Origin of the sequence: Pseudonocardia sediminis (assembly GCF_004217185.1) — a bacterium.
Lineage (GTDB): Bacteria > Actinomycetota > Actinomycetes > Mycobacteriales > Pseudonocardiaceae > Pseudonocardia > Pseudonocardia sediminis.
This window is the reverse complement of record NZ_SHKL01000001.1, coordinates 5,896,998-5,923,940: the sequence shown is the minus strand read 5'-3', so window position 1 is coordinate 5,923,940 and position 26,943 is coordinate 5,896,998. Positions and strand designations below refer to the sequence as shown.

14 protein-coding genes (1 of these 14 cut by a window edge) are annotated in these 26,943 nt (G+C 75.0%); 8 read left to right on the top strand and 6 right to left on the bottom strand.

Features of this window, described 5'->3' with window-relative positions; all coding sequences use genetic code 11:
• Positions 1-111: 111 nt before the first annotated feature.
• Positions 112-1,341, bottom strand: a complete 1,230-nt coding sequence (locus EV383_RS27620) for a sensor histidine kinase (RefSeq protein WP_130292639.1) — start codon at positions 1,339-1,341, stop codon at positions 112-114.
• A gap of 119 nt (positions 1,342-1,460) precedes the next feature.
• Here EV383_RS27620 and EV383_RS27615 point away from each other — a divergent pair, with 119 nt between their 5' ends.
• Positions 1,461-2,057, top strand: coding sequence for a hypothetical protein (locus EV383_RS27615; RefSeq protein WP_130292638.1), 597 nt, complete (start codon positions 1,461-1,463; stop codon positions 2,055-2,057).
• A 10-nt stretch (positions 2,058-2,067) separates the two neighbouring features.
• Here the strand turns inward: EV383_RS27615 and EV383_RS27610 are convergent, their stop codons facing one another.
• Positions 2,068-3,267, bottom strand: coding sequence for a sensor histidine kinase (locus EV383_RS27610; protein WP_165438524.1), 1,200 nt, complete (start codon positions 3,265-3,267; stop codon positions 2,068-2,070).
• A gap of 134 nt (positions 3,268-3,401) precedes the next feature.
• Between EV383_RS27610 and EV383_RS27605 the strand changes: the two genes are divergently transcribed.
• The 4 genes from EV383_RS27605 to EV383_RS27590 all read left to right on the top strand — a co-directional run bounded on the left by EV383_RS27605 (position 3,402) and on the right by EV383_RS27590 (position 7,621).
• Complete coding sequence (locus EV383_RS27605; protein WP_130292636.1) at positions 3,402-3,614, top strand: hypothetical protein; 213 nt, start codon at positions 3,402-3,404, stop codon at positions 3,612-3,614.
• 68 nt (positions 3,615-3,682) lie between these two features.
• A complete protein-coding gene (locus tag EV383_RS27600; protein WP_130292635.1) occupies positions 3,683-4,984 on the top strand; it encodes a heparan-alpha-glucosaminide N-acetyltransferase domain-containing protein in 1,302 nt (433 codons plus the stop codon).
• Positions 4,981-5,910: a ribonucleotide-diphosphate reductase subunit beta gene (locus tag EV383_RS27595; RefSeq protein ID WP_130292634.1), complete on the top strand. Its 930-nt coding sequence runs from the start codon at positions 4,981-4,983 to the stop codon at positions 5,908-5,910. Before EV383_RS27600 ends, EV383_RS27595 begins: the two co-directional genes overlap by 4 nt.
• Positions 5,900-7,621, top strand: a complete 1,722-nt coding sequence (locus tag EV383_RS27590; RefSeq protein ID WP_130292633.1) for a thiamine pyrophosphate-binding protein — start codon at positions 5,900-5,902, stop codon at positions 7,619-7,621. Before EV383_RS27595 ends, EV383_RS27590 begins: the two co-directional genes overlap by 11 nt.
• Before the next feature lie 72 nt (positions 7,622-7,693).
• On the opposite strand, the gene sbnB is transcribed toward EV383_RS27590, so the two are convergent.
• From sbnB to EV383_RS27570, 4 genes are read right to left on the bottom strand one after another with little or no spacing between them, the layout of a single operon-like run.
• Positions 7,694-8,704 (bottom strand): 2,3-diaminopropionate biosynthesis protein SbnB, encoded by a 1,011-nt coding sequence (sbnB, locus tag EV383_RS27585; RefSeq protein WP_130292632.1) that lies wholly within the window; start codon positions 8,702-8,704, stop codon positions 7,694-7,696.
• Positions 8,705-8,747: 43 nt separating this feature from the next.
• Positions 8,748-9,899, bottom strand: a complete 1,152-nt coding sequence (locus EV383_RS27580; RefSeq protein WP_130292631.1) for a cytochrome P450 — start codon at positions 9,897-9,899, stop codon at positions 8,748-8,750.
• Positions 9,900-9,955: 56 nt separating this feature from the next.
• The gene (locus EV383_RS27575; RefSeq protein ID WP_130292630.1) at positions 9,956-11,224 is read right to left on the bottom strand and encodes an MFS transporter; all 1,269 of its coding nucleotides are present in this window, start codon (positions 11,222-11,224) and stop codon (positions 9,956-9,958) included.
• 29 nt (positions 11,225-11,253) lie between these two features.
• Positions 11,254-12,210 carry a pyridoxal-phosphate dependent enzyme gene (locus EV383_RS27570; protein ID WP_130292629.1) on the bottom strand — a complete coding sequence of 319 codons (957 nt, stop codon included), beginning with the start codon at positions 12,208-12,210 and terminating at the stop codon, positions 11,254-11,256.
• Between the two features lie 422 nt (positions 12,211-12,632).
• Here EV383_RS27570 and EV383_RS27565 point away from each other — a divergent pair, with 422 nt between their 5' ends.
• The 3 genes from EV383_RS27565 to EV383_RS27555 all read left to right on the top strand — a co-directional run.
• A complete protein-coding gene (locus tag EV383_RS27565; protein WP_130292628.1) occupies positions 12,633-15,278 on the top strand; it encodes an aldehyde dehydrogenase family protein in 2,646 nt (881 codons plus the stop codon).
• 2 nt (positions 15,279-15,280) lie between these two features.
• Positions 15,281-16,531, top strand: a complete 1,251-nt coding sequence (gene fabF / locus EV383_RS27560; protein WP_130292627.1) for a beta-ketoacyl-ACP synthase II — start codon at positions 15,281-15,283, stop codon at positions 16,529-16,531.
• Positions 16,532-16,593: 62 nt separating this feature from the next.
• Positions 16,594-26,943: the 5' portion of a non-ribosomal peptide synthetase gene (locus EV383_RS27555; RefSeq protein ID WP_165438523.1), read on the top strand. Its footprint extends 819 nt past the window's final position; 10,350 of the gene's 11,169 nt are visible here — the first part of the coding sequence; the start codon lies at positions 16,594-16,596; the stop codon falls past the right edge of the window.

Sequence of the window (26,943 nt, the reverse complement as noted above, 5' to 3'; positions counted from 1 at the left end):
ACGACCGGGCGGCGCCCGCGTCCCTCGAAGGTTGTAGACCCGTCCACCCGGCCGTGCCCGGGCGAGCGCGGCCCGACCGTCTCGGTGACCGTCCGCCGGGCGCGCTGATCGTCACACGGGACGCTGCTCCGCCTGCGCGTCCAGCGGCAGGGCGGCGCAGAGACGCCAGCGACCGTCCTCGGGTCCGGCGTCGAGACGTCCGCCGACGGCGACCGCCCGCTCGCGCAGGCCGAGCAGCCCGGTCCCGCCGGACGTCACCGGTGTCGACCGGGGTGCTCGCAGGGGCAGGTCGTTGTGCAGGCCCACCACGAGCGCTCCGGCGTCGTGGCCCAGGGTCAGGGTGACGGCCGCACCCGGAGCGTGCTTGGAGGCGTTGGTCAGGCCTTCCTGGACGATCCGGTACGCGGCCAGCTCCACCGCGGCGGCGGGCTCGGGTCCCTGTGGCCGCTCGTCGATGAGCTCGACCCGCAGGCCCTGCTCGCGGGCCGCGTCGAGCAACGGGCCGAGCTGGTCGAGCCGGGCCGGTGCGGTACGCGGCTCGGTGCCCGGTTCGGCGCGCAGCAGGCCGATCATCGTGCGCATCTCGGCCAGCGCGGAGACACTGCCCTCACGCGCGGCGCCGAGCACACGCCGGAGCAGCTCCGGGTCCGGGTCCGGGTGGTGCAGCACCGCCTCGGACTGCAGCGCGATCGCCGAGAGCTGCCCGGCGACGATGTCGTGCAGGTCGCGGGCCATCCGTGCGCGCTCCGCGGCCACGGCGGCGTCCCGGTCCAGCTCGGCCATCCGGGCCGCCTGCTCGGCCCGCAGGCGCTCGGCGTGAGCCAGGTCGCGGTGCCGGCGCACCTCGGCGGCCCACAGCACCGGGATCGCCACCAGCAGCAACATGTTCAGCAGGCTGAGCACGGCCACCCGGCCACCGTCGGTGACCAGCACGACCACCGCGACGGCGATCACGGCGGCGCCACTGGTCGTGATCACCGCCCGGCTCGTCCGGCGGGAGGTGTGCAGGACCGCGCAGTAGAGCACGTCGGCGAAGACCAGCACCGTGGCCAGGTCGGTCGTCCCGACCAGGAGCGGCCCGACGACGAGGGCGACGGTGACCGGGGCCAGGCCCGCCACCGGTAGGGATCGCCGGGCGACGGCGCCGAGACAGGCCGTGACCAGCACCGCCACCGAGGCCGGGGTGGGCGACTCGGACGGGAGCGGCCCCGTCCACCAGGCGATCTGCACCTCGGGCAGCCCCCACATCACGAGGACCCCGACCACCAGGTAGGCGACTGCGATCGCGGCGTCGCGCGCCCACCGCGACGCGGGCGTGGGCTCGGGTGGGTGCACGCTCACGTGCCCATCCCAGCACGCCCCGCCGGCCCCGGCGTCCGTCGAAAGGGGGAGGCGCGTGCCGCGAGGATCCATCGCGCGACCGACGACCGGGCGGACCGGACGCGCGAGACTCACCGTTCATGGGCGCATTCCTGAGCGAGAACCCGCTGGTCCTGCTGATCGGCGCGGCCGAGGTGGCCTTCTGGGTGTTCCTCGTCGCCGGTCTGGCCGCCCGCTACCTGCTGCGAAAGCCGCGGACGAGTGCGGGCCTGCTGCTCTGTGTGCCGCTGGTGGACCTGGTTCTGATCGTGGCCTCGCTCGCGGACGTGGCGGGTGGCTCACCGCCGGGCCCGGTACACGGGCTCGCCGCGGTCTACCTGGGTGTCACGGTCGCCTTCGGACACTCCCTGATCCGCTGGGCCGACGTCCGGTTCGCGCATCGCTTCGCCGGCGGGCCGGCTCCGGTCCGCCCGCCGCGCGGCGGTGCCGCACGGACGCGCCGGGAGTGGCGCGAATTCGGGAAGCTGGTTCTCGCGGCCGCGATCGCAGGAGTGGTGATGCTGCTGGTCACGGTCGTTGCGGGCAGCCCGATACCGGCACCGTCGGCGTGGCTCGACGATCCGATGTGGTCGTGGGCGGCCCGGGTCGGGATGGTGGGCGCGATCTGGTTCGCCGTGGGTCCGCTGTGGGCGACGGTGTTCCCCGGCCGCGACGAGGAGCCGGCGCGGGCCGGGTAGACCCGGCCGGTCACCGCGCCCGGTGCGGCAGTACCGCACGGACCTGCCACTGGTCACCGACCGGCCCGGCCCGCAACGTGCCGCCGACGGCCTCGGCCCGTTCGCGCATGGTGAGCAGGCCACGCCCCCCGCCGGTCGCGGCCACCGGGGCCGCGGGGCCGTCGGGGGAGAGCCCGTTGCACAGGCTGACCACGATCGCCGCGCCGGCGGTGCGGACGTCCAGCGTCGCGTGCGATCGCGGGGCGTGCTTGGCGGCGTTGGTCAGCGCCTCCTGCGAGATGCGGTAGGCGGCGAGCTCGACGGCGCCCGAGGTGAGCTCGGACGGCAGCCGGGTGGAGAGGTCCACCTCGAGCCCGGTGGCGCGGACGGCGCTGACGAGCTGCGGGAGGTCGGAGAGCCGGCCCGGTGCGCTGTCGTCCTCGCCCTCGTCCCCGGCACGCAGGACGTCGATCATGGCACGCATCTCGTGCAGCGCCCGCACACTCTCCGTGCGGATGTGGCGCAGGATCGATGCGACGGCCGGGTCCTGGTGCCCGGCCACCGTCGAGACCGCCTCGGCCTGCAGCGCGATCGACGACACGTGCCCGGCGACGACGTCGTGGAGGTCGCGGGCGATACGCCGGCGTTCGTCGTGCACCGCCGCGGCCCGGTCGAGCTGGGCGATCCGGGCGACCTGGTCGGCCGAGCGACGCTCGGCGGCGGCGAGCTCCTGGTGGTGGCGGACGTTGCGTCCCCACGCCACCGGGACGAGCACCAGCGGGATGGCCCCGGCCGCGCTGAGCAGCCCGTTCTGCCACACCGGGGTCACCGCCACGAAGCTGACGACGAGCACCGCCGCCAGTGCGGTGGCCACCGCGACCATGTTGCGGCTGAGCCGGGACGGCCCGTGCAGGGTCGCCGCGTAGAGCAGATCGGCGAACACGATCCACACCGGGACGCTCGGGCCGAGGAGAACGTCGACGATCATGAACACCGTCCCGGCGGCCAGGCCGGCGGGGGCGTGCCTGCGGAACAGCTGAGCGAGACAGATCGCGGCGAAGTTCGCCAGCAACAGTGCCGCGTGGACGCCACCGAACCGGCCGCCCAGCGCGGGCACGATCATGAGCGGGTAGAGGACCGCCCCCAGGGCCAGGGACGCCCCCACCAACGTCAGGTCCCGCGGGCTCGCCATGCGCAGCAGGCGGGCCGGTGCGGACGGAACGGGTGGCATGGCGCCATTCAAGTACACGACGGCCGCCCCGGAATCCGACCTTCTGACGATGTCCGGCCGCATCCGGCATGTCAGTGTCGGGACGGAGATCCGGTATCGAAGACCCCGGACACCCGTTGGAGGAAGAGGTTCCCATGGCAGATTCTCCGGACAACCGCTGGGCCCCGTGGTACGTCTATCTCGTCGCCATCGTGGGGTCGAATCTGCTTAAGCAACAGTTCATGGAGGGCGTCGCCGCCCCGGTGAACGTCGGCATCACGGTCGTCCTGGTCGTGCTCGTCGTGGCCCTCGTGACCTGGGTGTGGCGGGCCACCCACCGCCAGGGGTCGGACCGGTCGTCGCAGTAGCGGCGCGGTCCCGGAGGCGGTGGTGATCATTCTTTCGTCCGATGTAGCCGGCGATCGGTATCCGGACGATGGATCTCGTGACACGAGGATCCGAGCCGCAACGGCTCCACCAACAATCGGGCGGCGGTTCTGCGGATCCGGCGGCGACAACCGGGCCGATTCGCGCCGCGTCGCCGTCGACGGGGCGTCTGATCGGTCTCGACGCCGCACGCGGACTCGCCGTTCTGGGTATGTTCGTCGCGCATTTCAACCCCTACCAGACCTTTCCCGACTCGATGTTGCAGGCTCTGGTGTCCGGACGCTCCGCCGGGCTGTTCGCGGTCCTGGCCGGGATCACCACCGCACTGCTCAGCGGGGGGAGCAGGCCACCGTCGGGCCTCGACATGCGCGAGCGGCGGCTGCGGATCGCCGTCCGGGCCGTTCTGCTGTTCGCGGTGGGACTGGTGCTCTCGGCGATGGACGTCTCGGTCAAGGAGATCCTGACCGCCTACGGCGCGCTGTTCCTGCTGGCACTGCCGCTCCTGCGGGTGCGCCCGCGTCACCTGGCGGTCGCCGCGGCGGTGTCCGCCGTCGCCGGTCCGGTCCTGTCCTACGCTCTGCGCTCCGGTGTCGTGGGCGCGAACGGGGCCGGCGAGACGATGGTGTTCGGGAACTTCACCGGCCCGGCCGCTCTCGGAAACGGGCTGCTGGTGCTCACCGTGACCGGCGTCTACCCCCTGCTGACGTGGCTGCCGTTCCTGCTGGCCGGGATGGCCGTCGGGCGTCTGCGGCTGGGCGAGGCCGCGGTGCGCCGCCGCCTGGTCGTCGCCGGGGTGTCGCTCACGGTGGCCGCCTACGGGCTGTCCTGGCTGCTGATGAACCCGCTCGGCGGCTTCGCCCGGATCGCCGCGGCCACCGGCACGGACGTGGCGCGGGCCCGGGAGGCCGCCACGACGGCGGTCGGTGTGGTCCCCACCGTCCATCCCGCGGCCCTGCTCACCACGGCCTCGCACAGCGGTGCCCCCCTGGAGATCGCCGGGGTGGTCGGCCTGGCGCTCGCCATCGTCGGGATCCTGCTCGTCCTCGCCGACCGGGCCCCGCGGGTGTTCGCACCGCTGACCGCGGTCGGACGGGTGGCGCTGAGCGCCTACGTCGGGCACATCGTGGTGATCTGGGCCCTCGGGCCGGATCTGATCGCGCGGCTGTTCATCAGCACCGGCTACCTGCTGCTGGTGGTCATGGTCGTCGGCACGACGGGGCTCGCCGCGGTCTGGACGCGCTGGGCCGGGCAGGGCCCCCTGGAACGACCCGTGAGCCACCTGTCCAAGAGCGCCGCGGCCCTGCTCATCCGACGACACCGACGCCATCCCGAGAACAGGAGGTCGAGATGATCACACCTCGATGGACGACCCTGCTGATGGACGACGCGGGCCTGCGCGACATGCCCGAACTGCCCCCGGAGGCGGTGTTCACCCACGCCGAGGACGTGGCCGCGAGCCGGCCCGGTCCGGTGGAGCTCTACCGCCGCTGGGAACGCCAGCAGTGGTCCGCCGCCGACGTCGAGCTCGGTCCGGACGCCGAGGAGCTGGCCACGCTGCCGGCACCGGTCCGCCGGGCGGTCCTCGAGTCGATCACCACGTTCATCGTGGGCGAGTACACCGGGCTGGACATCCTCGGTCCGATCCTCGTCGGGTCGCCCGACGAGGAGTACTCGGTGTTCCTGGGCACCCAGATCGCCGACGAGACCCGGCACACCCACCTCATGCTGCGGCTCGGGGAGGAGGTCGCCGGCTACGACCCGGACCCGCACCGGATGCTCGCCCAGGCCTGGCGCTCGGCGGGTCCCGCGCACCAGGACCTGGCGCTGCTCGAGGGGCAGCTGGTCCGGGAGCTGCTCGAACGCCCGCGCGACTACGGGCGCTGGCTGCGCGCGGTGGTGCTGTTCCACTTCATCACCGAGGGCATCCTCGCGCTGGTCGGTCAGCGTGCGCTGGTTCGGACGCTGCGCCGGGTGGACGCCCTGCCCGGCATCCGCACCGCCTACACCGCGATGTGCCGGGACGAGTCGCGCCACGTCGGGTTCGGCACGCACGCGCTGCGCGTGGGCATGCTCGAGGGCCACCAGGACGACATCTACGAGGTCCTGGAACGGGCCGTCCCGATCGCGATGGAGTTCGACGGGCGGGGCGAGCGGGCCTCCGCCCCGTTCCGTGCCATGTGCACCGACCTGGTCCGCAAGCACCTGAGCTCCATCGGCGGCGACCCCGTCTTCGCCGACCACCTCGTCACCCACGCCGGGAGCGCCCGTGTCGGCTGAGCCCACAATCCCCCGTGCGGAGGGGCCGTCCCCGCAGGCCGCCGGAGCGTGGGCGGCGATCGTCGACGTGCTCGACCGCGCCGGGGTCTCCACCCTGTTCGGGCTGCCCGCCGACGACATCGCGCTGCTGCGTGCGCTCGCCGGGCGGCCCCGCCCCGACGTCGTCGTGGCCCGCGACCAGCGCGCGGCCGCCTACATGGCGATCGGGCACGCCCAGGCCTCCGGCCAGGTCGGTGTCGTCGTGGTCGGCAAGGGGCCCGCGGTGACCACGGTGAGCACCGGTGTCCTCGAGGCGGCGACGGCGGGCACCCCGCTGCTCGTGCTCGCCGCCGGGACACCGGCGGCCCGCCGCGACACCGGGGCGTTCCAGGAGCTCGACCAGGTCGCGGTGATGTCCCCGCTCGTGCGGCGGGCGTTGCGGGCCGACGCGCCGGAGCGGGTGGTCCCGCTGCTGCGGCACGCCCTCCTGACCGCCACCGGTCCGGTGCCGGGACCGGTCTACCTGGAGATCCCGGACGACCTGCTCGAGGTCCCCGTGCCGGTCCCGGACGGGCCCGTGCCCCCCCCGGAACGCGCTGTCACGTCGGTCCTGCCCGGTGACGCGCGGGCCTCCCGGCTCGTCGCCGGTGCGCGACGGCCGGTGGTCCTGGCCGGTGGCGGGGTCCGCAGCGCGGCCGCCGGGGCCGACGCCCTGGCCCTGGCCGAAGGGCTCGGCGCGCCGCTGTTCGTCACCGCGTCCGGGCGCGGGGCCGTCGACGAGGACCACCCCCACTTCGCCGGTGTCAGCGGCCTGTACGCACCGGAGGAGACCGCGGAGCTGTGGGCCGAGACCGACCTGGTCGTCGCCCTGGGCAGCCGGCTCGAGGAGACCGCCACCTACGGCTGGCCGGAGACGGTGGGGACCGACGTCCCGGTCGTGCAGGTGAACCGGGTGGCCTCGGAGTTCTCCACCGGGTTCGAGGGTCCGCTGGTCCTGGGCGACGCCGGCCCGGTCGCCCGCGGCTGGGCGGCCGGCGGCGCCGGCGACGCCCGGTGGCGCGCGCGCGTGCGGGACAGCTGCGCCCGCGCCGCGGCCAGGTCGCCCGAGCTCCCCGACCCGTCCTCCGGGCGACCGCCGCGGGTGCTCGACGTGCTCGCGGTACTGGAGGCGGAGCTGCCCGCGGACCGGGTGCTGGTCGGCGAGAACGGCCTGGCCGACATGTGGACCTACCACTGGCCTGCCTACACCTGCCGGTCGGTGGGCGGCTGGGTCGTGCCGTCCGAGCAGACCCCGCTGGGCTTCGGGGTCGCGGCGGCGGCGGGGGTGAAGAAGGCCCTCGGCGGGCGCTGCGTCGTGGCCGTGGTCGGCGACGGGGCGTTCACCCTCGTCGACGCCGATCTGCCCACCCTCGTCGACGCCGGTCTCGCGGTGCTCTACGTCGTCGTGGACAACGGTGGCTACGGCTGGCTGGAGAGCCAGCGCAGCCCCGGCGACGGGGTCGCGGCCGGGACCTTCGCCGCCCCGCGCGGCCACCCGCCGACGCTCACCGACCCGCGCGTGCACCACGAGGTCGTCACCGACCTCGCCGGGCTCGTCCCCGCGGTGCGTGCCGCGTACGGGGCCACCCGGTCCGGGCGGGTCGCGGTCGTCCACGTGCCGATCGGCCTGGACGACGGACCGCACGCGGAGTCCGTGCTCGAGGGCGACTTCCCGCACCTCGCCGGGACCTGACCCGGCCCGGACAGGCGGCCGCCGGCGCCCCCTCCCGATCGGGGAGGGGGCGCCGGCGGCGGCGGGGAGCGGTCAGGCCCAGCGGGTGAGGTCGCCGAGGAACCCGGGCACGGTGACGACGCCCTCGAGCCCGTCGGACTCCTGCAGCACCCGGGCCCCGACGGCGAGGTCGAGCACGCCCAGGCCGAACGGGGAGAAGATCGTCGGGCGGTCCGGGCGCAGCGCGACGTCGCCGGTCATCAGCCCGGCGAGGGTGCCGGTCACGAAGTCGCGGTTCCCGGCCCGCTGCTCGGCCAGGTGCACCGAGGTCTGCGCGGTCAGGCAGTGGTCGACGTCGTCGACGATGTTGTCGGCCCCCAGCACGGTGTCCGCGGGCAGGTCCCGCAGGGACAGCTCCAGGACCGTCTGCCCGGCCCGGAACGGATGCTCGTACCAGGGGGTCGCGGCGGTCGTGGTGAACACGACGAGATCGCACTCGCGTGCGTGCTCCGGTGCCGCCGCGGTCGTCGCCGTGATCCCGGCCCCGGCGGCGTGCCGCGCCAGGCGTTCGGCGTACTCGGGCACCGTGTCGTGGACCGCGAGCTCGTCGATCTCCCAGCCCCCCGCGGCGAGGTGGTCGACCACCGTCCGGGCGATCACGCCGGCGCCGACGACGAGCACCCGGCCGGTCCGGCGCCCGCCGAGGACGGTCTCGGCCCCCAGCACCGCGGACGCGGCCGTGCGGGCCGCGCTGATCCGGCCGGCCTCGAGGACCGCGACGGGATAGCCGGTGGCCCGGTCGTTGAGCACGAGGACGGCGGAGGCCCGCTGCCGGTTGTGCGCGACGTTGCCGGGGAAGCTGGCGATCCACTTGACCCCGGCCACCGGCTCGTCGTGCTCCAGCGAGGCGGGCAGGGAGATGATGCGGGCGTCCGGTGTGGACGGGAACCGCAGGAAGCCGCTCGCGGGGTTCACGGTCCGGCCGCGCTCGTGGGCGAGGTAGGTCTCGGCGACGGTGCGGGTCAGGTCGGGAAGTATCCGGTCGAGCGCCGCGGCGACCGCGGCCGCGGGGACGATCCGGATCGTGCCGGTCGGGTCGGTCATCTCGGGTGCACCACTCTCGTGTCGGGGCGGGTGTCGACGCGGGTCACCAGGTGACCCGCATCCGGCTCAGGCCGCGGGTGACGCCGACCGGCTTCCACGGCAGGTTCTCGGGGTCCTCGGCCAGGGTGAGGCCGGGCAGGCGCTCGCCGATCCCGCGCAGCGCGCTGACCAGCTGCAGGCGGGCCAGCGGCGCCCCGACGCACCGGTGCGGGCCGTACCCGAAGGTCAGGTGCCGCGGCGCCGGCCCGGGACCGCTGCCCGGGCTGCGGTTCGCACCCATGGCGAACACCACCACCGACTCGCCCCGTGCGACGAGCACGTCGCCGAGCTCGACGTCCTCGGTGGCCACCCGGGTGAAGCTCAGCGGCGTCGACGGCGTGTGGCGCAGCAGGTCCTCCACCAGCTCCGGGACCTCGTCCGGGCGCGTGGTGACGGCCTGCCGGCGCTGCGGGTCGAGCAGCACCGCCAGGACCGCCAGCGTGATCTGGTCCCCGGTGGTGTCGTAGCCGGCCATCAGCAGGGCCAGGCTCAGGGTCACGAGCTCACGCGAGGACAGCCGGTCGCCGTCGTCGCCCGCCTCGACGAGCGTCGTCAGCAGGTCCCGGCCGGGATGACGGCGCTTCCGCGTCACGAGGCGGTTCATGTACTGGGCGAGCAGGTAGGCCTTGCGCCGGCCCTCGGTCTCGTCGCCGTCGAGCTGGAACAGCACCGGGACCAGCGAGCGGAACTCCGGCTCGTCCTCCAGCGGGACCCCGAGGACGTGGCAGAGCACCGACAGCGACAGCCGCGACGAGTAGTGCGCCACCAGGTCCGCGGGCGGCCCCTGGTCCGCGAGCCGGTCGAGCAGCTCCGTGGAGAACCGCTCGACCGCCGGCCGGAACTCCGCGACCCGGCGTTCGGTGAAGGCCCCGGCGATCAGCCGCCGGATCCGGGTGTGCCGCGCGCCGTCCATGCTGATGATCGAGTCGGCCGACGGGTTGACCGTCATGAGCTTCTCGGTCCCCGGCGCGACCGCCGCCTCCCGGCTGAAGCGGGGGTCGGAGAGCACCCGCCGGGCCAGCGCGTGGTCGGCGACCGACCAGTAGGTCCTGCCGTCGGGCAGCGTGATGCTGCGCACCGGGACCGTGCGGTCCGGGTCCAGGCCGTCCGGCAGCGGACCCACCGGGCAGACCTCCGTCGTCGGTCGTGCCGTCACCTGCGTTCCTCCCACCGTCTCCCGGTGCCCGGAGGGGCCCGGCGTCGCGTCTGCGGTCACGTCGTGGACCCCGGGCGTGGCGTCGCCGCCGGGCCCGTCCCGGGCCCGGCCGTCCCGAGCGGGTGCGCGACCTCGTCGGAGGCGAGCCGCCCGGCGGCGATCGCCACCAGTGCGAGCGCGGCCGGGACGATCGCCGCGACCAGGAAGGTCGGGCGCAGGCCTGCGGCCTGCCCGACCGGCCCGGCCAGGGCGATCGAGAGCGGCAGCAGGCCCAGCGAGACGAAGAAGTCCAGGCCGGACACCCGGCCGAGCAGCTCGCGTGGCACCCGCCGCTGCAGGACGGTTCCCCAGATCACCATCGGGGCGTTGAACAGTGCCCCGACCACGAACCCGGCAGCGACCATGAGCCAGACCGGGGACCCGAGCCCGAAGACGGCCAGGGGCAGGCAGGCCAGCGCCCAGCAGACCATCATCGTGGTCAGGTACCGGCGCGGCACCGACGCGCCCATCACGGCCAGCGACCCGGCCGCCGCACCGGTCCCCAACGCCGCCAGGACCAGTGCGTGGTCTCCCGGGCCACCTCCCGCGGCGCGTATCGCGAACGGGGTCAGGACCTCCATCGGTCCCATCACCAGGAGCGTCGCCACCGAGGAGTACAGCAGTGTGGTCGACAGCCACCGCGTGCGCGCCACGTGGGCGAGGCCCTCCCGCAGGCCGGACCACAGCGAGAGCCCTCCGGTCGTCGCGGGGGCCGTCGCGGGCAGCCGGGCGGCCGCGACGGCGGACGCCGCGGCGACCACGGCGGTGACCCCGATCGCGGCGGCCGGTGACGCGTGGGCCACCAGCGCCCCGGCCAGTGCCGGGCCGAGTGCCTGCACCAGCACCGGCCGCAGGACGCCCTCCAGCCCGTTGGCCGGGAGCAGCTCGCCGGGCTCGACGACCCGTACCAGCAGCGCCGAGTAGCTCGGCATGTAGAGCCCGCCCGCGGTGCCCTGGACGACCGCCGCGCACACCAGCAGGCCGACGGTCAGGTGGCCGGTGGCCGACAGTGCCGCCACCGCGGCCGCGCTGACCGTGCGGACGCCTTCGGTGCCGGCCAGCAGGCGCGCCGGGCGGACCCGGTCGGCCAGGACCCCACCGAGGAGGAACGTGGCCACCGACGCCCCGGCCGTGGCGGCCGACACCACCGACACCTGCACGACCCCGCCACCGAGGGCGAGCACCTGCCAGACCGCGGCCAGCGTCCACGACCCGGTCGCGAGCAACGAGAACGTCAGCGAGGCCGCCAGCCTGCGGTAGGCGCTGCGCCGCAACGGGGCGGTCATCCGCCGGAGGCCGGCCGGCGCCGGGCCGCTCAGGGCGTGACCTCTCCGCCGGCCCGGCCGTAGACCTCACCGACCCAGTCGTCGTCGTAGACGGTGTCCAGGTACGGCACCCCGGTGTCGGGGGCGACGGCGACGGCGGTCCGGTCCGGCCAGCCGTGCTCGCGCGCCCAGCGCAGGGCGCCGCTGACCACCGTCCCGCTCGAGCCGCCGAGCAGGAATCCGGCCCCGGCGAGACGGCGGCACATCCGCACGGTCTCCGCCTCGGGCACGAGCACCACGTCGTCGACGAGGGACTCGTCCAGGATCGCGGGACGGATGGCGTTGCCCAGACCGGGGATGAAGCGGGGCGACGCGGGCCCGCCGAACAGGCTGGACCCCACCGCGTCGACCGCCACGATGCGTGTCTCGGGCCGGGTCTCCCGGAAGTAGGCCGCGCAGCCCATCGCCGTTCCGCTGGTGCCGACCCCCACCACGAGCACCTCGAGGTCGGGCCAGTACTTCGCGATCTCGGGCCCGGTCGTGCGCTCGTGGGCGGCACGGTTGGCCGGATTGTCGTACTGGTTGAGCCACAGGTAGCCCTCGGACCGGCAGAGCTCACGGACCCGCCGGGTCCGAGCGCCCACCAGGCCGGTCACCGGGTCGGGATCGCGTACGACGTGGACCTCGGCGCCGAGGGCCGACATCTGCCGTCGCATCACCTCGTTGCAGCGCACGTCGGTGACGCAGACGAACCGGTACCCGCGTCCGGCCGCCACCACGGCGAGCGCGACCCCCAGATTGCCCGAGGACGACTCCACGATCGTCGACCCCGGACTGAGCAGTCCGCGTTCCTCGGCGGAGTCCACCATTTCCTGGGCAGGTTTGAGTTTGATCGAGCCGGCGAAGTTGAATCCCTCGTGCTTCAACGCGAGAGGGGCGCCCAACAACGGTTCCAGATCGACATACAGGTCGTCGGTGTGAAAGTCCTCGGCACGTGAAATCAGCATCGGTTTCCGATGTTCGTCCGGATATCGCGGGGTGTCGTCCGGCCGGTAGGAACCGTGAATCGGACCCCTGCGAATCGGGGCGTCCTCCCCCATTTCATTCCGGCGGGCCTACCGCACGGAACCCGCGGACCGCCAGGCGATCCGACCGGCTCCGACTCTCGCATGACGGTTCTGACCACGCATCCTACGAAGGGAGGAGTCGCCAAGTGATCGTTCGCCACCTGCTCCGCAGAGGGGGAGCGAATCTCCGGCGCAGTATTACGGCCGATGTTGACGAGCGATCGACGATCTGCTTAGCCTTCACTCGATCGAGGAATGCAACGCACGAGCCTGGGGGGCTTCGTCGCCGTGTGTTCATCTGCCGTTAGTGATGGCGGACCCGAGTGGTCACTTCGATGGTGACCTGACACCGAGAGCGAATCATGCTGATCGATGCACGCGATCGTGAGACCAATTCTGCCGAGATGGGCGCCCAATGCGAGCGCCTGACGCAATTGCTCCGTGAGAACGGGGTCCGCCCGGAGGACCGGGTCGTGCTGACCGCCGCGAACTCGCGCGAGTTCGTGGTGGGGTTGTTCGCCCTGATGCACATGGGGGTGTCCGTCGCGCTGATCGACCGGTCGCTGCCGGCCGAGGAGTGCAGGGCCCTGGTCGCCGAGAGCGGGGCGGCCTGGATGCTCTCCGACCACGACGGGCTCGGCCCGGCCTTCGACGCCGTACAGATCGGCTGGCTGGACCTCACCGATCTGGTGGCCCGGACCGATCCGGTGGCCCGGACCGACGCGCGCACCGGCGACGGCGCCGCGACGCTCGACCTCGACGCCTGGGCGGCGCGCGACGACGCCCTGGTCGTCTGGACCTCGGGCAGCACCGGGCGTCCGAAGGGGATCGTCCGCTCCGGCGCGTCGGTGCTGCGCAACGGTGAGCGGACCCTCGCCCGGATGCGCTACCGGGCCGACGACGTGTTCTGCCCGCTGCTGCCCTTCACCCACCAGTACGGTCTGTCGATCCTGCTGCTCTGGTGGCAGGTCGGCGCGACCCTGGTGGTGACCCCGAGCGCTCGCATCGAGTCCGTCGCCGACCTGATCGCCCACCGGCGGGTGACCGTCGTCGACGCGGTGCCGGCCTCCTACGTCACGCTGCTGCGCCTGCTGGAGCGGCGCGACGGCGCTCCGGACCTCGGTTCGGTGCGGATGTGGTGCGTCGGCGGCGAGCCGCTGCGCGACGAGCTGCGCACCCGGGCCGCGGAACGGCTCGGCAGGCCCCTGCTCGACGGCTACGGCAGCAGCGAGCTGGGCAACATCGCCCTGGCCGGTCCGGACGACCCCACGGTCTGCGGCACCCCGCTGGACGGCGTCACCGTCGAGATCGTCGACGAGCGCGGGGTCGCGGTGCCGGCCGGGACCCTCGGGGAGGTCGTGGTGCACAGCCCGGACGTCATGTGCGGGGTGCTCGAGCCCGGCGGGCGGGTGCGCCCGGTACGACGGCCCCGCTTCGAGACCCGCGACCTCGGCCGTCTCGACGAGTACGGCCGCGTGCAGGTTCTCGGCCGCCGTCACGCCGTGCACCGCCGTGGCCACACCCTCTACCCGGACGCGATCGCCCAGAAGGCGGGTGCCTGCGGCGTACCGGTGCGGGTGGTGCCGGTCGAGGACCCCCGCCACGGGGCCCAGCTGGTGTTCGTCGTCGCCGATCCCGAGGCCCGCTCGGTGGACGACTGGCGCGCGATCCTCGCCGACCACGTGTCCCCGCACGAGCGGCCGAACCGGGTGCTGGTCCTGGACCGGTTCCCGCTGGGACCCACCGGCAAGGTGGACGAGACGGCGCTGCGCGAGCTCGCCGGGACCGGTCGCCGGCACCCGGCGACGGTCTCCGCCCGGATCCCCTTCCCGGACCGGGTCGAACGTCTCGACGACGTGGCCGCCGTGCTGCGCGACCGCCGGGACGAGGTCGTCTCGATCCTGACCGCGGTCAGCCACCACGCGACGGTCGAGGGGGAGATCGAGGCCTCGGTCGCGGCCCTGGCCGGGGCCGCACGGGAGGTCGACACGCAGGGTCCGCCGGCGCTGGAGCGGATCAGCGTCCTGATGCCGTCGAACATCCCGCTCTACGCGTACGTGCTGTACCTGCTGGTCCCGAGCCTCTACACCCGTGAGGTGGTGTTCCGGCCCTCGCGCCGCATCGCCGACGTCACCCGCAAGCTGCACGACCTGCTCGGCGACGTGCACGGCCTGCCGCTGGTGCTCGACGACGCACCGCAGCGGGAGTTCCTGGAGGGCCCGGGTGCCCGGTCGGAGCTGATGGTCTTCACCGGAACCTACGACAACGCCGAGAAGGTGCGGTCGGGTCTGCGCAAGGACCAGGTCTTCGTCTTCTTCGGACAGGGGGTGAACCCCTTCGTCGTCGGCCCGGACGCCGACATCGCCGCCGCGGTGGAGGGGCTCCTGCGGGCCCGGATGCTCAACTCGGGCCAGGACTGCTTCGGGCCCGACGTCGTGTTCGTCGACGCCACGGTCAGTGCCCGGTTCTGCAACCTGCTGTGCCGGCGCGTGCAGTCGCTGCGCTGCGGTGACTACGACGACCCGGCGACCGAGTACGGGCCGCTCTACTACAGCGACGGCCTGGACTCGGCGCTGGAGGTGCTGCGCCGCGACCGCCAGTTCGTCGCCGCGGGCGGCGCCGTCGACTTCGGGCTCGACCAGGTCGCGCCCACGGTGCTGATCCGGCCCGCGGACTCGGTGGTCACCCCGCCGGAGCTGTTCGCCCCGATCTTCAACGTGGTGCCCTACAGCACGACGGAGTGGCTGCACACGATGCTCGACCATCCCTACTTCGAGGAACGGGCGATGGGGGCCACCGTCTACGGCGACCTGCCCGGGACCGTCGAGATGCTGTCCCGGCGGCACACGGTCTCGGTGGACCGGACCCTGATCGACATCGACGACGGCAACGCGGCGTTCGGCGGACGCGGGATCCGGGCGAACTACGTCGCCCGGGGCAAGAAGCGCGTGGCCCGCCCGCTGCTGCTGAGCCAGGTCGTCGCCGACTACTTCACCGAAGGAGCGTGAGCATGTCCGACGTGGCGCGCCACCGCACCGTCATCACCGGCTGGGGTGCGGTCACCCCGCTGGCCCTGGACGCCCCGCAGACCTGGGAGGGCCTGCTGGCCGGCCGCAGCGGCATCGGGACCGTCACCGGTTTCGACTGCTCCGACCTGCCCACCTCGATCGCGGGCGAGGTCCACGACTTCGACCCCGACGTGCACCTGTCGCACCAGCAGAAGCGGCGGATGGACCGGTACTCCCAGTACGCCTACGTCGCCGCCGCGGAGGCACTCGCGGCCTCGGGGCTGGAGCTCGACGAGGAGTCCGCGGCCCGCACCGGTGTGCTGATCGGCAGCGGCTACGGGCCGACGGGTGCTCTGGCCCGCTACCACCAGATCATGCTGGACAAGGGGCCGCGGGCGGTCAGCCCGCTGGCCACCGTGGCCGGTGCCATCGACAGCGCGGCGGGCGAGATCAGCATGGCGCACGGGCTGACCGGGCCCAGCCGCGCGCTGAGCAGCGCCTGCGCGTCGGGGACCGACGCGCTCGGGGAGGCCATGCGCTGGATCCGGCACGGGGTCGTCGACGCGGTGGTGACCGGCGGGTCCGAGGACATCCTGACCCGGATCGACATGGCCAGCACCGGGAACGCCAAGGCCCTCTCGACGCGCACCGACTCCCCGCAGGAGGCGAGCCGCCCGTTCGACGAGGACCGGGACGGTTTCGTGATGGCCGCGGGGTCGGCGGTGGCGGTGCTGGAGAGCGCCGAACGGGCCGTCGCGCGCGGGGCGCCCATCCTCGCCGAGATCATCGGTTACGCGTCGACGTCGGACGCCCACCACTGGACCGCGCCGCACCCGGAGGGCCGCGGGGTCCGCGCCGCGATGACCGGCGCGCTCGCCGACGCCCACCTCACGCCGGAGGAGATCGGCTACATCAACGCCCACGGCACCAGTACCCGGCTCAACGACCGCAGCGAGCTCGACGCGATCCGCGCGGTGTTCGGCGACCACACCTCGCGCATTCCGATCAGCTCGACCAAGTCGATGACCGGCCACCTGATCGGAGGGACCGGCGCATTGGAGGCGATGGTCGCCACGAATGTGATCCGCGACCGTGCCGTGCCGCCCACCATAAACTGCTGTCAACCCATTGATCCCACCGTGAACTTCGTGGCGCACGAGGCCCAGGAACACGACGTCGACACGGTTCTGAGCAATTCCTTCGGGTTCGGGGGGCACAACGCCTCCCTGGTGCTGCGCCGGTGGGCCGGCTGATCCGCGCCCCGAGGCCTCGCCCACACCCGGACCGGACCGACGCAATGCGGGGGAGCACGAGCATGCACGCAGGTCAGAAGCGGTACCCGCTGACCGCCGCCCAGCAGGGCGTGTGGTTCGCCCAGAAGCTCAACCCGGAGCACGGGTTCACCGTCTCCGAGTACCTGGAGATCCACGGCCCGGTGGACCCGGCCACGTTCGCCCGGGCGCTGGAGCGCACGGTCGCCGAGGCCGAGACCTCGCAGATGCGGTTCGTCTCCGACGACGACGGGGTGTGGCAGTACCCGGCGCCCGGCCCCGGCCTGGTCGAGGCCGATCTCGGCGACCACGCCGACCCGCTCGCCGCGGCCCGGAGCTGGATGGAGCGCGACCTGGCGCTCGGGTTCGAGCTGGAGCACTCCCCGATGTCGTCGGACGCCCTGCTGCGCCTGGCCGACGACCACTGGATCTACTACCAGCGCTGCCACCACCTGGTCGGCGACGGCGTCAGCGGCGGGCTGTTCACCGCCCGGCTGGCCGCGGTCTACTCCGCGCTCGTCGCGGGCGAGGAGGTGCCGCCGACGCCGTTCGGCTCGCTCGCCGACTACCTCGACGCCGACGCCCGGTACCGGGCGTCCCCGGCGTACGACCGGGACCGGGAGTACTGGACCGCCCGGCTGGCGGGGGTCACGCCCGTGGGCCTGGCCGACGGGGAGGCGCCGGCCAGCGACACCCCGGTCCGGCACCCGGCGGTCCTGTCGCCGGCGCTGCTCGAGCGGCTGCGCCGGGTCGCCCGTGAGCACACGAGCACGTGGACGATGGTGCTCACCGCCGCGGTGGCGGTGTACCTGCACCTGCACTCGGGTTCGCCCACGGTCCCGATCGGCTTCCCGACCGCGGCGCGCAAGGACCCGAGGATGCGCGCCACCCCGGGCACCACGAGCAACGTCCTGGCCCTGGTCGTGGACCTGGACCCGACGGTGACGTTCGGCGAGGCGGTGCGCCGCACCACCGCCGAGGGTCGCCGGGCGCTGAAGCACCAGCAGTACCGCCAGGAGGACATCGTCCGCGACCTGGGCCGCGTCGGAGAGGCCGCGCAGCTCGCGGACGTCTCGGTGAACATCATGTCCTTCGACTACTCGCTGAACTTCGGTGGTCACCCCGTCCGCGCGCACAACCTCGCGAACGGCGCGGTCGACGACATCGAGGTCGCGGTGATCGACCGCGGCGACGGCGGCCCGGTGCAGCTGGAGATCTTCGCCAACGACGCCCTGCACGACGCCGACGGCGTGGCCGCACACATGTCCCGCCTGCTGAGGCTGCTCGACACGCTCACGGCCGACCCGTCGGCGAGGCTGGCCCGCGTCGACCTGCTCTCCCCGTCCGAGCGCGCGGCCGGGCGTGCGGCCCCCGCGCGCCCCTCGGGCGTCGACGGGGTCGTCGAACGCGTCCGCGCCGTCGCGGCCGCCGCCCCGGGCTCGATCGCCGTGACCGACGACGACGGCCCGCACCGCTACGACGTGGTGGTCGCCCGCGCGGCCGCGCTGTCGCGGGAGCTGGCGGATCGGGGCGTCGGGCCCGACGACGTCGTCGCCCTCACCGCCCACCCGGGGGCCGGCTACGTGGTGGCGGTGCTCGGGGTGCTCGGCGCCGGGGCCGCCTGGGTCCCGCTCGACCCGTCCGACCCACCGGCCCGGGCCCACGACCGGCTGCGCGCCTCCGGCGCCGTCGCCGTCGTGCACACCGCGCCGCAGGTCCCGCCGCCGGACACCCGGGGCCTTCCGCTGTCGGCGGTGCCCGGACAGGGCACCGACCCGGACCGGGCGCCCGTGCGCGGCGCCGCGCACGACCTGGCCTACGTGCTGTTCACCTCGGGATCGACCGGTGTGCCCAAGGGGGCGATGGTGCACCGCGCGGGGATGGTCAACCACCTCGAGGCCAAGATCGAGGACTGCGGGCTCGGGGCGACCGACACCGTCGTGCAGAACGCGCCCCTGACCTTCGACGTCTCGATCTGGCAGATGCTCGCCCCGCTGCTGGTCGGGGGCCGCACCCGGATCGTGTCGCGCGAGCTCGCCGCCGACCCGGCGCGATTGCTCGCGGTCTGTGCCGCCGAGGGCGTCACGGTGCTGGAGCTCGTCCCCTCGGTGCTGCGCACCGTGCTGGAGGCCTGGGACGACGCCGGCGCGTCGGAGGTGCCGGACCTGACGGCCCTGCGCTGGCTGATGGTCACCGGTGAGGCCCTGCCCGCCGAGCTGGTACGGCGCTTCTCGGCCCACCGGCCCGGCATCCCGATGATCAACGCCTACGGGCCGACCGAGTGCTCCGACGACGTCACCCACGCCGTGCTGGCCGCGGGCGAGGTGCCCCCGGCGGGCGCGGTCCCGATCGGCCGGGCCGTGCGCAACACCGGTCTCTACGTCCTCGACGGCGCGCTGCGGCCGGTGCCGCCGGGCCTGCCCGGCGAGCTCTACGTCGGCGGCGACGGGGTCGGTCGGGGCTACCTCGACGACCCGGCCCGCACCGCCGCCACGTTCCCGGCCGACCCGTTCTCCGCCCGGCCCGGCCGCCGGATGTACGCCACCGGCGACGTCGTCCGGACGCTGCCGGACGGCTCGCTGGTGTTCCTGCACCGGCGCGACGACCAGGTCAAGATCAGGGGGCAGCGGATCGAGCCGGGCGAGGTCGAGGCCGTGCTCGCCGACCTGCCGCAGGTACGGCGCATCGCGGTCACGGTGCGCGAGCGGGGGCCCGCGGACCTGCAGCTCGTCGCCCACGTGGTGCCGGCGCACCCGGGTGTGACCGCCGACGAGCTGCGTGCCGCGGCCGCGGCGCTCCTGCCGGAGGCGATGGTCCCCGGTGCCGTCGTCGTCGTCGACGCGTTCCCCTACACCGCCAACGGCAAGCTCGACCGCGACCGCCTGCCGCCGCCGCCGGAGCGCGCGGCGGGCCGCGCGGCGCGCACCGCGGGGGAGACGCTCCTGGTCGAGCTGTTCGCCGAGGTGCTCGGGCTGCCGGTCGAGCAGGTCGGCGTCGACGACGGGTTCTTCGCCCTCGGCGGTCACTCCCTGCTGGCCGGCCGTCTGCTGTCGCGGATGCGCCACCGGACCGGCGCGACGGTCGGTCTGCGCACGCTGTTCGAGCACCCGACCCCGGCCGGGCTCGCCGCGGCCCTCGACGACCCGGCCCCCACCTCGACGTCGTCCGCCGCACCGTCGGCGCCCGTCCCGGTGACACCGCAGCGCCCGGAGCACCTCCCGCTGTCGGCGTCCCAGCGCCGCCTCTGGTTCCTGGAGCGGCTGCACCCGTCGGCCGGTGCCTACAACGTGCCGCTGGCCCTGCGACTGCACGGGTCCCTCGATCCGGACGCGCTCCGGGCGGCGCTGCGCGACGTCGCCGCCCGGCACGAGAGCCTGCGCACGGTCTTCCCCTCCGACGGCGAGGAGCCCCGGCAGGTGGTCCTCGATCCCGGCGACGCCGCCGTGCACGCCGCGGCCGACCCGGAGGTCGAGGACGTCGACGCCCCGGGCCTGCCGGCACGCCTGGAGGCGGCCGCGGCAGCCGGGTTCGACCTCGCCGCCCGGCCGCCGATGCGGGTCCGGTGCTGGCGCGTCGGACCCGCCGAGCACGTGCTGCTGGTCGTGCTGCACCACGTCGCCGCCGACGGCTGGTCGCTCGTCCCGTTCCTGCGCGACCTGGCCACGGCCTACCGCGCCCGGCGCGACGGGGTCGCGCCGGCCTGGGCGGGTGCCGCCGTGCAGTACGCCGACGTCGCGCTGGCCCAGCAGGCCGCGCTCGGCTCCGCGGACGACCCGGACGGGCCCCTGGCGGCGCAGCTGGGGTACTGGCGCGACGCGCTGGCCGGGCTGCCCGAGGTCCTCCAGCTCCCGGTCGACCACCCGCGGCCGGCCGTCGCCTCGCACCGCGGTGCGAGGGTCCCGTGGTCGCTGCCCGCGCCGGTGCGCGCGCGGCTGGCCGCCCTCGCCGCGGAGCACCGGACGAGCCTGTTCATGGTGCTGCACGCCGCCGTCGCGGCCCTGCTCACCCGGCTCGGCGCCGGGACCGACGTGCCGGTGGGCACCGTCGTCGCGGGCCGGGCGGACGAGGACGTCGCCGACGTCGTCGGCTTCCTGACCAACACGCTCGTGCTGCGCACCGACACCTCCGGCGACCCGGCCTTCACCGAGCTGCTGGCCCGGGTGCGCGAGCGTGACCTGGAGGCCTTCGACCACCAGGACCTGCCGTTCGACACGCTGGTCGAGTCGCTCAATCCCGCCCGCTCGCTGTCGCACCACCCGTTGTTCGCGGTCCTGCTCGTGCTGCAGAACACCCCGGACCCCGATCTCGCCCTGTCCGGTCTGACCGTCGCGCACGAGCCGGTGCCGGTGCCGATCGCGAAGTTCGACCTCTGGTTCGACCTGCGCGAGGAGATCGACGCCGACGGGGCGCCCGCGCTGACCGGTGAGATCGAGTTCGCCACCGACCTGTTCGAGACCCGGTCGGTGGAGCTGCTCGGCGAACGCCTGCGCGCCGTGCTCGAGGCGGTCGCCGACGACCCGCGCCGCCGGCTCGGCGACCTGCCGGTGCTCGTGCCCGGCGAGCGGGAACGGCTGCTGACCGACGGGAACGACACGGCCCGCCGCGGCGCCCCCGGGCTGCCGCAGGACCGTCTGCGCGCCCGCGCCGCCGAGCGGCCCGACGCCGTGGCGCTGGTGCACGGCGCGACGTCGTCGACCTACGGTGAGCTCGCCGCCCGCGCCCGGCGCCTCGGACGACGGCTGCGCGCGTCCGGAGCCGGCCCGGAACGGGTCGTGGCCGTCTGCCCGCGCGCCGGCGCCGACACCGCCGTCGCGCTGTGGGGGGTGTGGGAGGCGGGCGCGGCCTACCTGCCGCTCGGCCGGGACCTGCCACGGGACCGGATCGCGTTCCTGCTCCGCGACGGCGCGGCGACGTGCGTCCTGGCCGACGAGCCCTCGCCGGCCCTGCGGGACGCGGCCGCCTCGGCCGGGATCGAGCTGCTCGGCGTCGACGGGCCGGACGGCCCGGAGCCCGACGTCGGCACGGACGCGGACCTCGCGCCCGTCCCCGGGCCCGACGCGCTGGCCTACGTCATCCACACCTCCGGCTCCACCGGGACCCCGAAGGGCGTCGCGGTGTCCTACGCCGCGGTCGACGACCTGCTCGCGTGGAGCGAGGGGTACTTCGCCCCCGGGGAGCTGTCCCGGGTGCTGTTCGCGACCGCGCTCGGGTTCGACGTGTCGGTCTTCGAGCTGTTCGCGCCGCTCGCCGCCGGCGGGACGGTCGAGGTGGTCGAGGACCTGACCGTGCTCGGCGAGCGCGGCGGGTGGAGCGGCGGCCTGGTCAGCGGCGTGCCCTCGGTCCTGGCCCACGTCCTCGACGGCGACGTCGCGCTGCACGTGTCCACCGTGGTCACCGCGGGCGAGGCGCAGCCGGCGTCGCTCGTGGAACGCCTGCGGACCGTCGCGCCGGGCAGCGACGTGGTCAACCTCTACGGGCCCACCGAGGCCACCGTCTACTGCCTGGGACGGCGGTCGGGTCGCTCCGGTACGCCCGCCGTGGTGCCCGCGGGGAGGCCGCTGGCCGGCACCCGCGCCTACGTCCTCGACGACCGCCTGCACCCGGTCCCACCCGGCGTCGCGGGAGAGCTCCACATCGCCGGTCCGTGCCTGGCCCGCGGCTACACCGGTCGCCCCGGGCTCACCGCCGACCGGTTCGTCGCCGACCCCTTCGGACCCGCGGGCACCCGGATGTACCGCACCGGGGACCTGGTGCGGCGCACCCCCGACGGAGAGCTGGTGTACCTCGGGCGCCGCGACGACCAGGTGAAGATCCGCGGGGTGCGGATCGAGCTCGGCGAGGTGGAGGCCGCGCTGGCCGGGCTCCCCGGCATCGCCGCCGCGGCTGCCGCGGTCCGGCCGGGCACCGGCGGTGACCCCCGCCTGGTCGGCTACGTGGTGCCGGCCGGCAGTGCGCCCGACCCCACGGCGGTCCGCGCCGCGCTCGGGTCGTCGCTGCCCCGCTTCCTCGTCCCCGACGTCGTCACCGTGCTCGAGGACCTGCCGCGCAACGCCAACGGCAAGCTCGACCGCACGGCGCTGCCCGCACCGGACACCGGGCCCGCGTCCGGCCCCGGCGCGCCGGGGCGCCCGGCCGCGACCGCCCACGAGGCACTGGTCTGCCGGGTCGTGGCCGAGCTGCTGGGCCGCGACACGGTCGGGGCGGACGACGACTTCTTCGCCCTCGGCGGGCACTCCCTGCTGGCCACGCGCCTGATCGCCCGGCTGCGCGGCGTCCTCGGGGTCGAGCTCCCGCTGCGCAGCGTCTTCTCCACGCCGACCCCGGCCGGGATCGCGACGGCCCTCGCCGGTGCGGGGACCGGCGACGCGCCGGTCCGCCCGCGCCACCACGAGCACCCGATCCCGCTCTCGGCCGGGCAGGCCCGGCTCTGGATGCTCGACCGGCTCGGTGTGCCGGACGGGGCCTACACCGTCCCGATCGGCGTGCGGCTGCGCGGCGCGCTCGACACCGCGGCGCTGGCCGGGGCCGTCGGCGACGTCGTCGCCCGCCACGAGCCGCTGCGCACCCTCTACGCGGCCGGGCATCCGCGTCCCCACCAGCGGATCCTGCCCGCCGGTGCGGCCGCCGAGCGGATCGCCGCCCGCGTGCGCCCCGAGCCCGTCGGGCGTGCGGAGCTCGCCGACCGGCTGGCCGGGGCCGCCGCGGTGCCGTTCGACCTCGCGGCCGATCTCCCGGTGGTGCCCCGGCTGTTCCGGCTCGCCGACGACGAGCACGTGCTGGTGCTCGCCGTGCACCACATCGCCGCCGACGGGTGGTCGCTGGCCCCGCTGCTGCGCGACCTCGGGGCGGCCTACCGCGCCCGTGTCGAGGCACCGCTCGACCCCCGGCCGGCGTGGCCGGAGCTGCCGGTGCGCTACGTCGACTACGCGGCCTGGCAGGCCGAGACCCTGGGCGAGACGTCCGACCCGGACTCGGTCGCCGCGCGGGAGCTGGCCCACTGGCGCTCGCAGCTGGCAGGGCTGCCGGACACGGTGACGCTGCCGGCGGCCCGGCCCCGCCCCGCCGTGCCCGGGCACGGCTCGGACCGCGTCGACTGGCGGATCGGGCCGGAGCGGCACGCCGCGCTGCGCGCGCTCGCCCGCCGTCATGGCACGACCCTGTTCACCGTCGTCTCCGCGGCGCTGTCGGGGCTGCTGACCCGCCTCGGCGCGGGTACCGACATCGCGCACGGCACGGTGGTGGCGGGCCGCACCGACGAGGCGCTCGACGACCTGGTGGGCTTCTTCGTCAACACCCTCGTGCTGCGCACCGACACCGCGGGCGACCCGACGCTGGCCGAGCTGCTCGACCGTGCGCACCGGGTGAGCCTGGAGGCCCTGGGCCACCAGGCGCTGCCCTTCGAGCGGCTGGTCGACGAGCTCGCCCCGGCCCGGTCGATGGCCCGCCACCCGCTGTTCCAGATCATGCTGGTGGTCCAGAACGTCGACGAGCCGGACCTGGACCTCCCCGGCGTCACCGCGAGCGAGGTCGACCTCGGGGTCGGCGCGGCCAAGTTCGACCTGAACCTGGACCTGCGCGAGCACCACGACGCCGACGGCGTCCCGTCCGGCGTGGACGGGGTCGTCACCCTGGCCCGCGACCTGTTCGACGCCGAGACGGTCGCCGAGACGTGCGCGCGCCTGGACCGGCTGCTCGACGCCATGGTGACCGACGGGGGCCTCCGCCTCTCCGAGGTCGACCTGCTCTCGGCGTCCGAGCGGCGGGTCGCGCTCGGCGCCGCACCCACGGCCGCCGTGCCCGGTCCCGGCTCCTCCGGGACCACCCTGGTCGACGGCTTCGAGGCCACCGTGCGGGCGTACCCGGACGCGGTCGCGGTCACCGACGGGCCGCGCACGCTGACCTACCGCGAGCTCGACGCGTACGCCGACGAGCTGGCCGCGACGCTCGTCGACGGGCACGGGGTCGCGCCCGACCGCCGGGTGGCCCTGCTCCTGCCGCGCTGCGCCGACCTCGTCGTCGGGATCCTCGGCGTGCTCAAGGCGGGCGGCGCCTACCTCCCGCTGGACCCCGACCAGCCCGCCGGGCGGATCGCGGACCTGGTCGCCGACGCGGCCCCGGACCTGGTGGTCACCGCCCCGTCCGTGTCCGGGACGCAGCTGCCGCCGGGTACCGCCGTGATCACCCTCGACACCGCGCACCGCCCGGTCCCCGCGCCCGTCGAGCGGCGGGAACGGGTCCGGCCGACCGGCGCCGACGCCGCGTACGTGATCTACACGTCGGGCTCCACCGGGCGGCCCAAGGGCGTGGTCGTCACCCACGACTGCGTGGTGCGGCTGTTCACCCACACCGCGGCCGAGTTCGCCGTCGGGCCGTCCGACGTGTGGACGCTGTTCCACTCCTACGCCTTCGACTTCTCGGTGTGGGAGATCTGGGGGCCGCTGCTGCACGGCGGCCGGCTGGTCGTGGTGCCCTACGACACCAGCCGGTCCCCGGAGGCGATGCTGCGCCTGCTCGTCGACGAGCGCGTCACGGTCCTGAACCAGACCCCGTCGGCGTTCGACCAGCTCATGGCGGCCGACGCGGCCGACCCCGGCCTCGGCGACCGGCTCGTACTGCGCGAGATCGTCTTCGGCGGTGAGGCGCTGGACCCGGGCCGGCTGGCCACCTGGTTCCGGCGGCACGCCGACGACGCCCCGCGGCTGACCAACATGTACGGGATCACCGAGACCACCGTGCACGTCACCCGGCTGCCGCTGACCGCCGCCGACGCCCGGCCCGGTACGGCGAGCGTGATCGGCGGGCCGATCGCCGACCTGCGCGCACTGGTGCTCGACGAGCACCTCGCGCCACTGCCGCCCGAGGTGCCCGGCGAGCTCTACGTCAGCGGGGGCGGCGTCGCGCGGGGCTACCTGCACCGGCCCGGCCTGACCGCCGGCCGGTTCGTCGCCGACCCGTTCGGGTCCGGGACGCGGATGTACCGCACCGGGGACGTCGTGCGGCGGCGCCGCGACGGTGGCCTGGAGTTCGTCGGCCGTGCCGACCACCAGGTCAAGGTCCGCGGGTTCCGGATCGAGCCCGGTGAGGTGGAGGCCGCCCTGACCGCCCGTCCGGGCGTCCTGGCCTCGCACGTGGCCGCCCGTGAGCTCCCCTCCGGTGAGACCGCGCTGGTGGCCTGGGCCGTCGCCGCACCCGACGGACCCCCGGTGGACGGGCCGGGCCTGCGCGCCGAGCTGACCGGCGTGCTGCCGGGGCACATGGTGCCCGCGGTGATCGAGGTGCGCGGGTCGTTCCCGCTGACCCCGAACGGCAAGCTCGACCGGGCCGCGCTGGCCACACCGCGGGTCACGGCCGGCACCGACGGCGCGACGGCGGGCTCGCCGCGCGAGCGTCTCGTCGCCGCGGCCGTCGCCGAGATTCTCGGCCTGGACGCCGTCGGTCTCGACGACGGCTTCTTCGACCTCGGCGGGGACAGCATCGGGGCCATCCAGCTGGTCGCGCGGATCCGTTCCGACGACCTCGTCCTGACCCCGCGCGACGTGTTCGAGCACCGCACCGCGCGGGCACTCGCGGCCGTCGCGCAGGAGCCCGACACGCAGGTGAGGGTCGCCGACGACGCCGTCGGCGACGTGCCGGCCACCCCGATGATGCGCTGGCTGGGAACCGCACCCGCCACCGACGGGTTCCACCAGAGCCGCCTGGTCGGCCTCCCGCCCGGGATCGATCCGGCCGACCTGACCGCCGCCCTGCAGGACGTCGTGGACCACCACGACGCGCTGCGGCTGCGTCGCGACCCCGGGACCGGGGTGGTCTCGGTCGGGCCCGTCGGATCGGTGCGGGCCGCCGACCTGCTCCGGCGGGTCGACGTCGCGGGGGAGCCCGGCGCCGACCGCGCAGGCAGGGAACGCGACGAGGCCCGCGCGGCCCGCTCCCGCCTGGCCCCGGCGCGGGGCCGCGTCCTCGAGGTCGTGCACCTCGACGCCGGCCCGCACGAGCCGGGGCGGCTCCTCCTGCTCGCCCACCACCTCGTCGTCGACGAGGTGTCCTGGCGGATCCTGCTGCCCGACCTCGCCGCCGCCTGGCGGGGCCGGGCCGCCGGCCAGGACACCACCTTCACGCCACCGGCGACGTCCTACCGCGGATGGGCCCGGTCGCTGGCCGACGCCGCCGGCGACCCGTACTGGCAGGCCCAGCGGGGGTACTGGCGCCAGGTCCTGGACGCCGCCGACGGCGACCCCTTGGACGCGCTCGTGCTCGACCCGGCACGCGACACCCTGGCCACGGCGGAGACGGCCACCGCCACGCTGGCCCCCGGCGAGACCGAGCTGCTGCTCACCACGTTGCCGTCGGCCTTCCGGGCACGCGTCGACGAGGTGCTGCTCACCGGCCTGGCCCTG

Coding starts and splice junctions, on each gene's coding strand:
- EV383_RS27570 (WP_130292629.1), bottom strand. CDS start 12,210: ATGCTGATTTCACGTGCCGAGGACTTTCACACCGACGACCTGTATGTC.
- sbnB (WP_130292632.1), bottom strand. CDS start 8,704: ATGACCGACCCGACCGGCACGATCCGGATCGTCCCCGCGGCCGCGGTC.
- EV383_RS27575 (WP_130292630.1), bottom strand. CDS start 11,224: ATGACCGCCCCGTTGCGGCGCAGCGCCTACCGCAGGCTGGCGGCCTCG.
- EV383_RS27600 (WP_130292635.1), top strand. CDS start 3,683: ATGGATCTCGTGACACGAGGATCCGAGCCGCAACGGCTCCACCAACAA.
- fabF (WP_130292627.1), top strand. CDS start 15,281: ATGTCCGACGTGGCGCGCCACCGCACCGTCATCACCGGCTGGGGTGCG.
- EV383_RS27615 (WP_130292638.1), top strand. CDS start 1,461: ATGGGCGCATTCCTGAGCGAGAACCCGCTGGTCCTGCTGATCGGCGCG.
- EV383_RS27595 (WP_130292634.1), top strand. CDS start 4,981: ATGATCACACCTCGATGGACGACCCTGCTGATGGACGACGCGGGCCTG.
- EV383_RS27605 (WP_130292636.1), top strand. CDS start 3,402: ATGGCAGATTCTCCGGACAACCGCTGGGCCCCGTGGTACGTCTATCTC.
- EV383_RS27565 (WP_130292628.1), top strand. CDS start 12,633: ATGCTGATCGATGCACGCGATCGTGAGACCAATTCTGCCGAGATGGGC.
- EV383_RS27610 (WP_165438524.1), bottom strand. CDS start 3,267: ATGCCACCCGTTCCGTCCGCACCGGCCCGCCTGCTGCGCATGGCGAGC.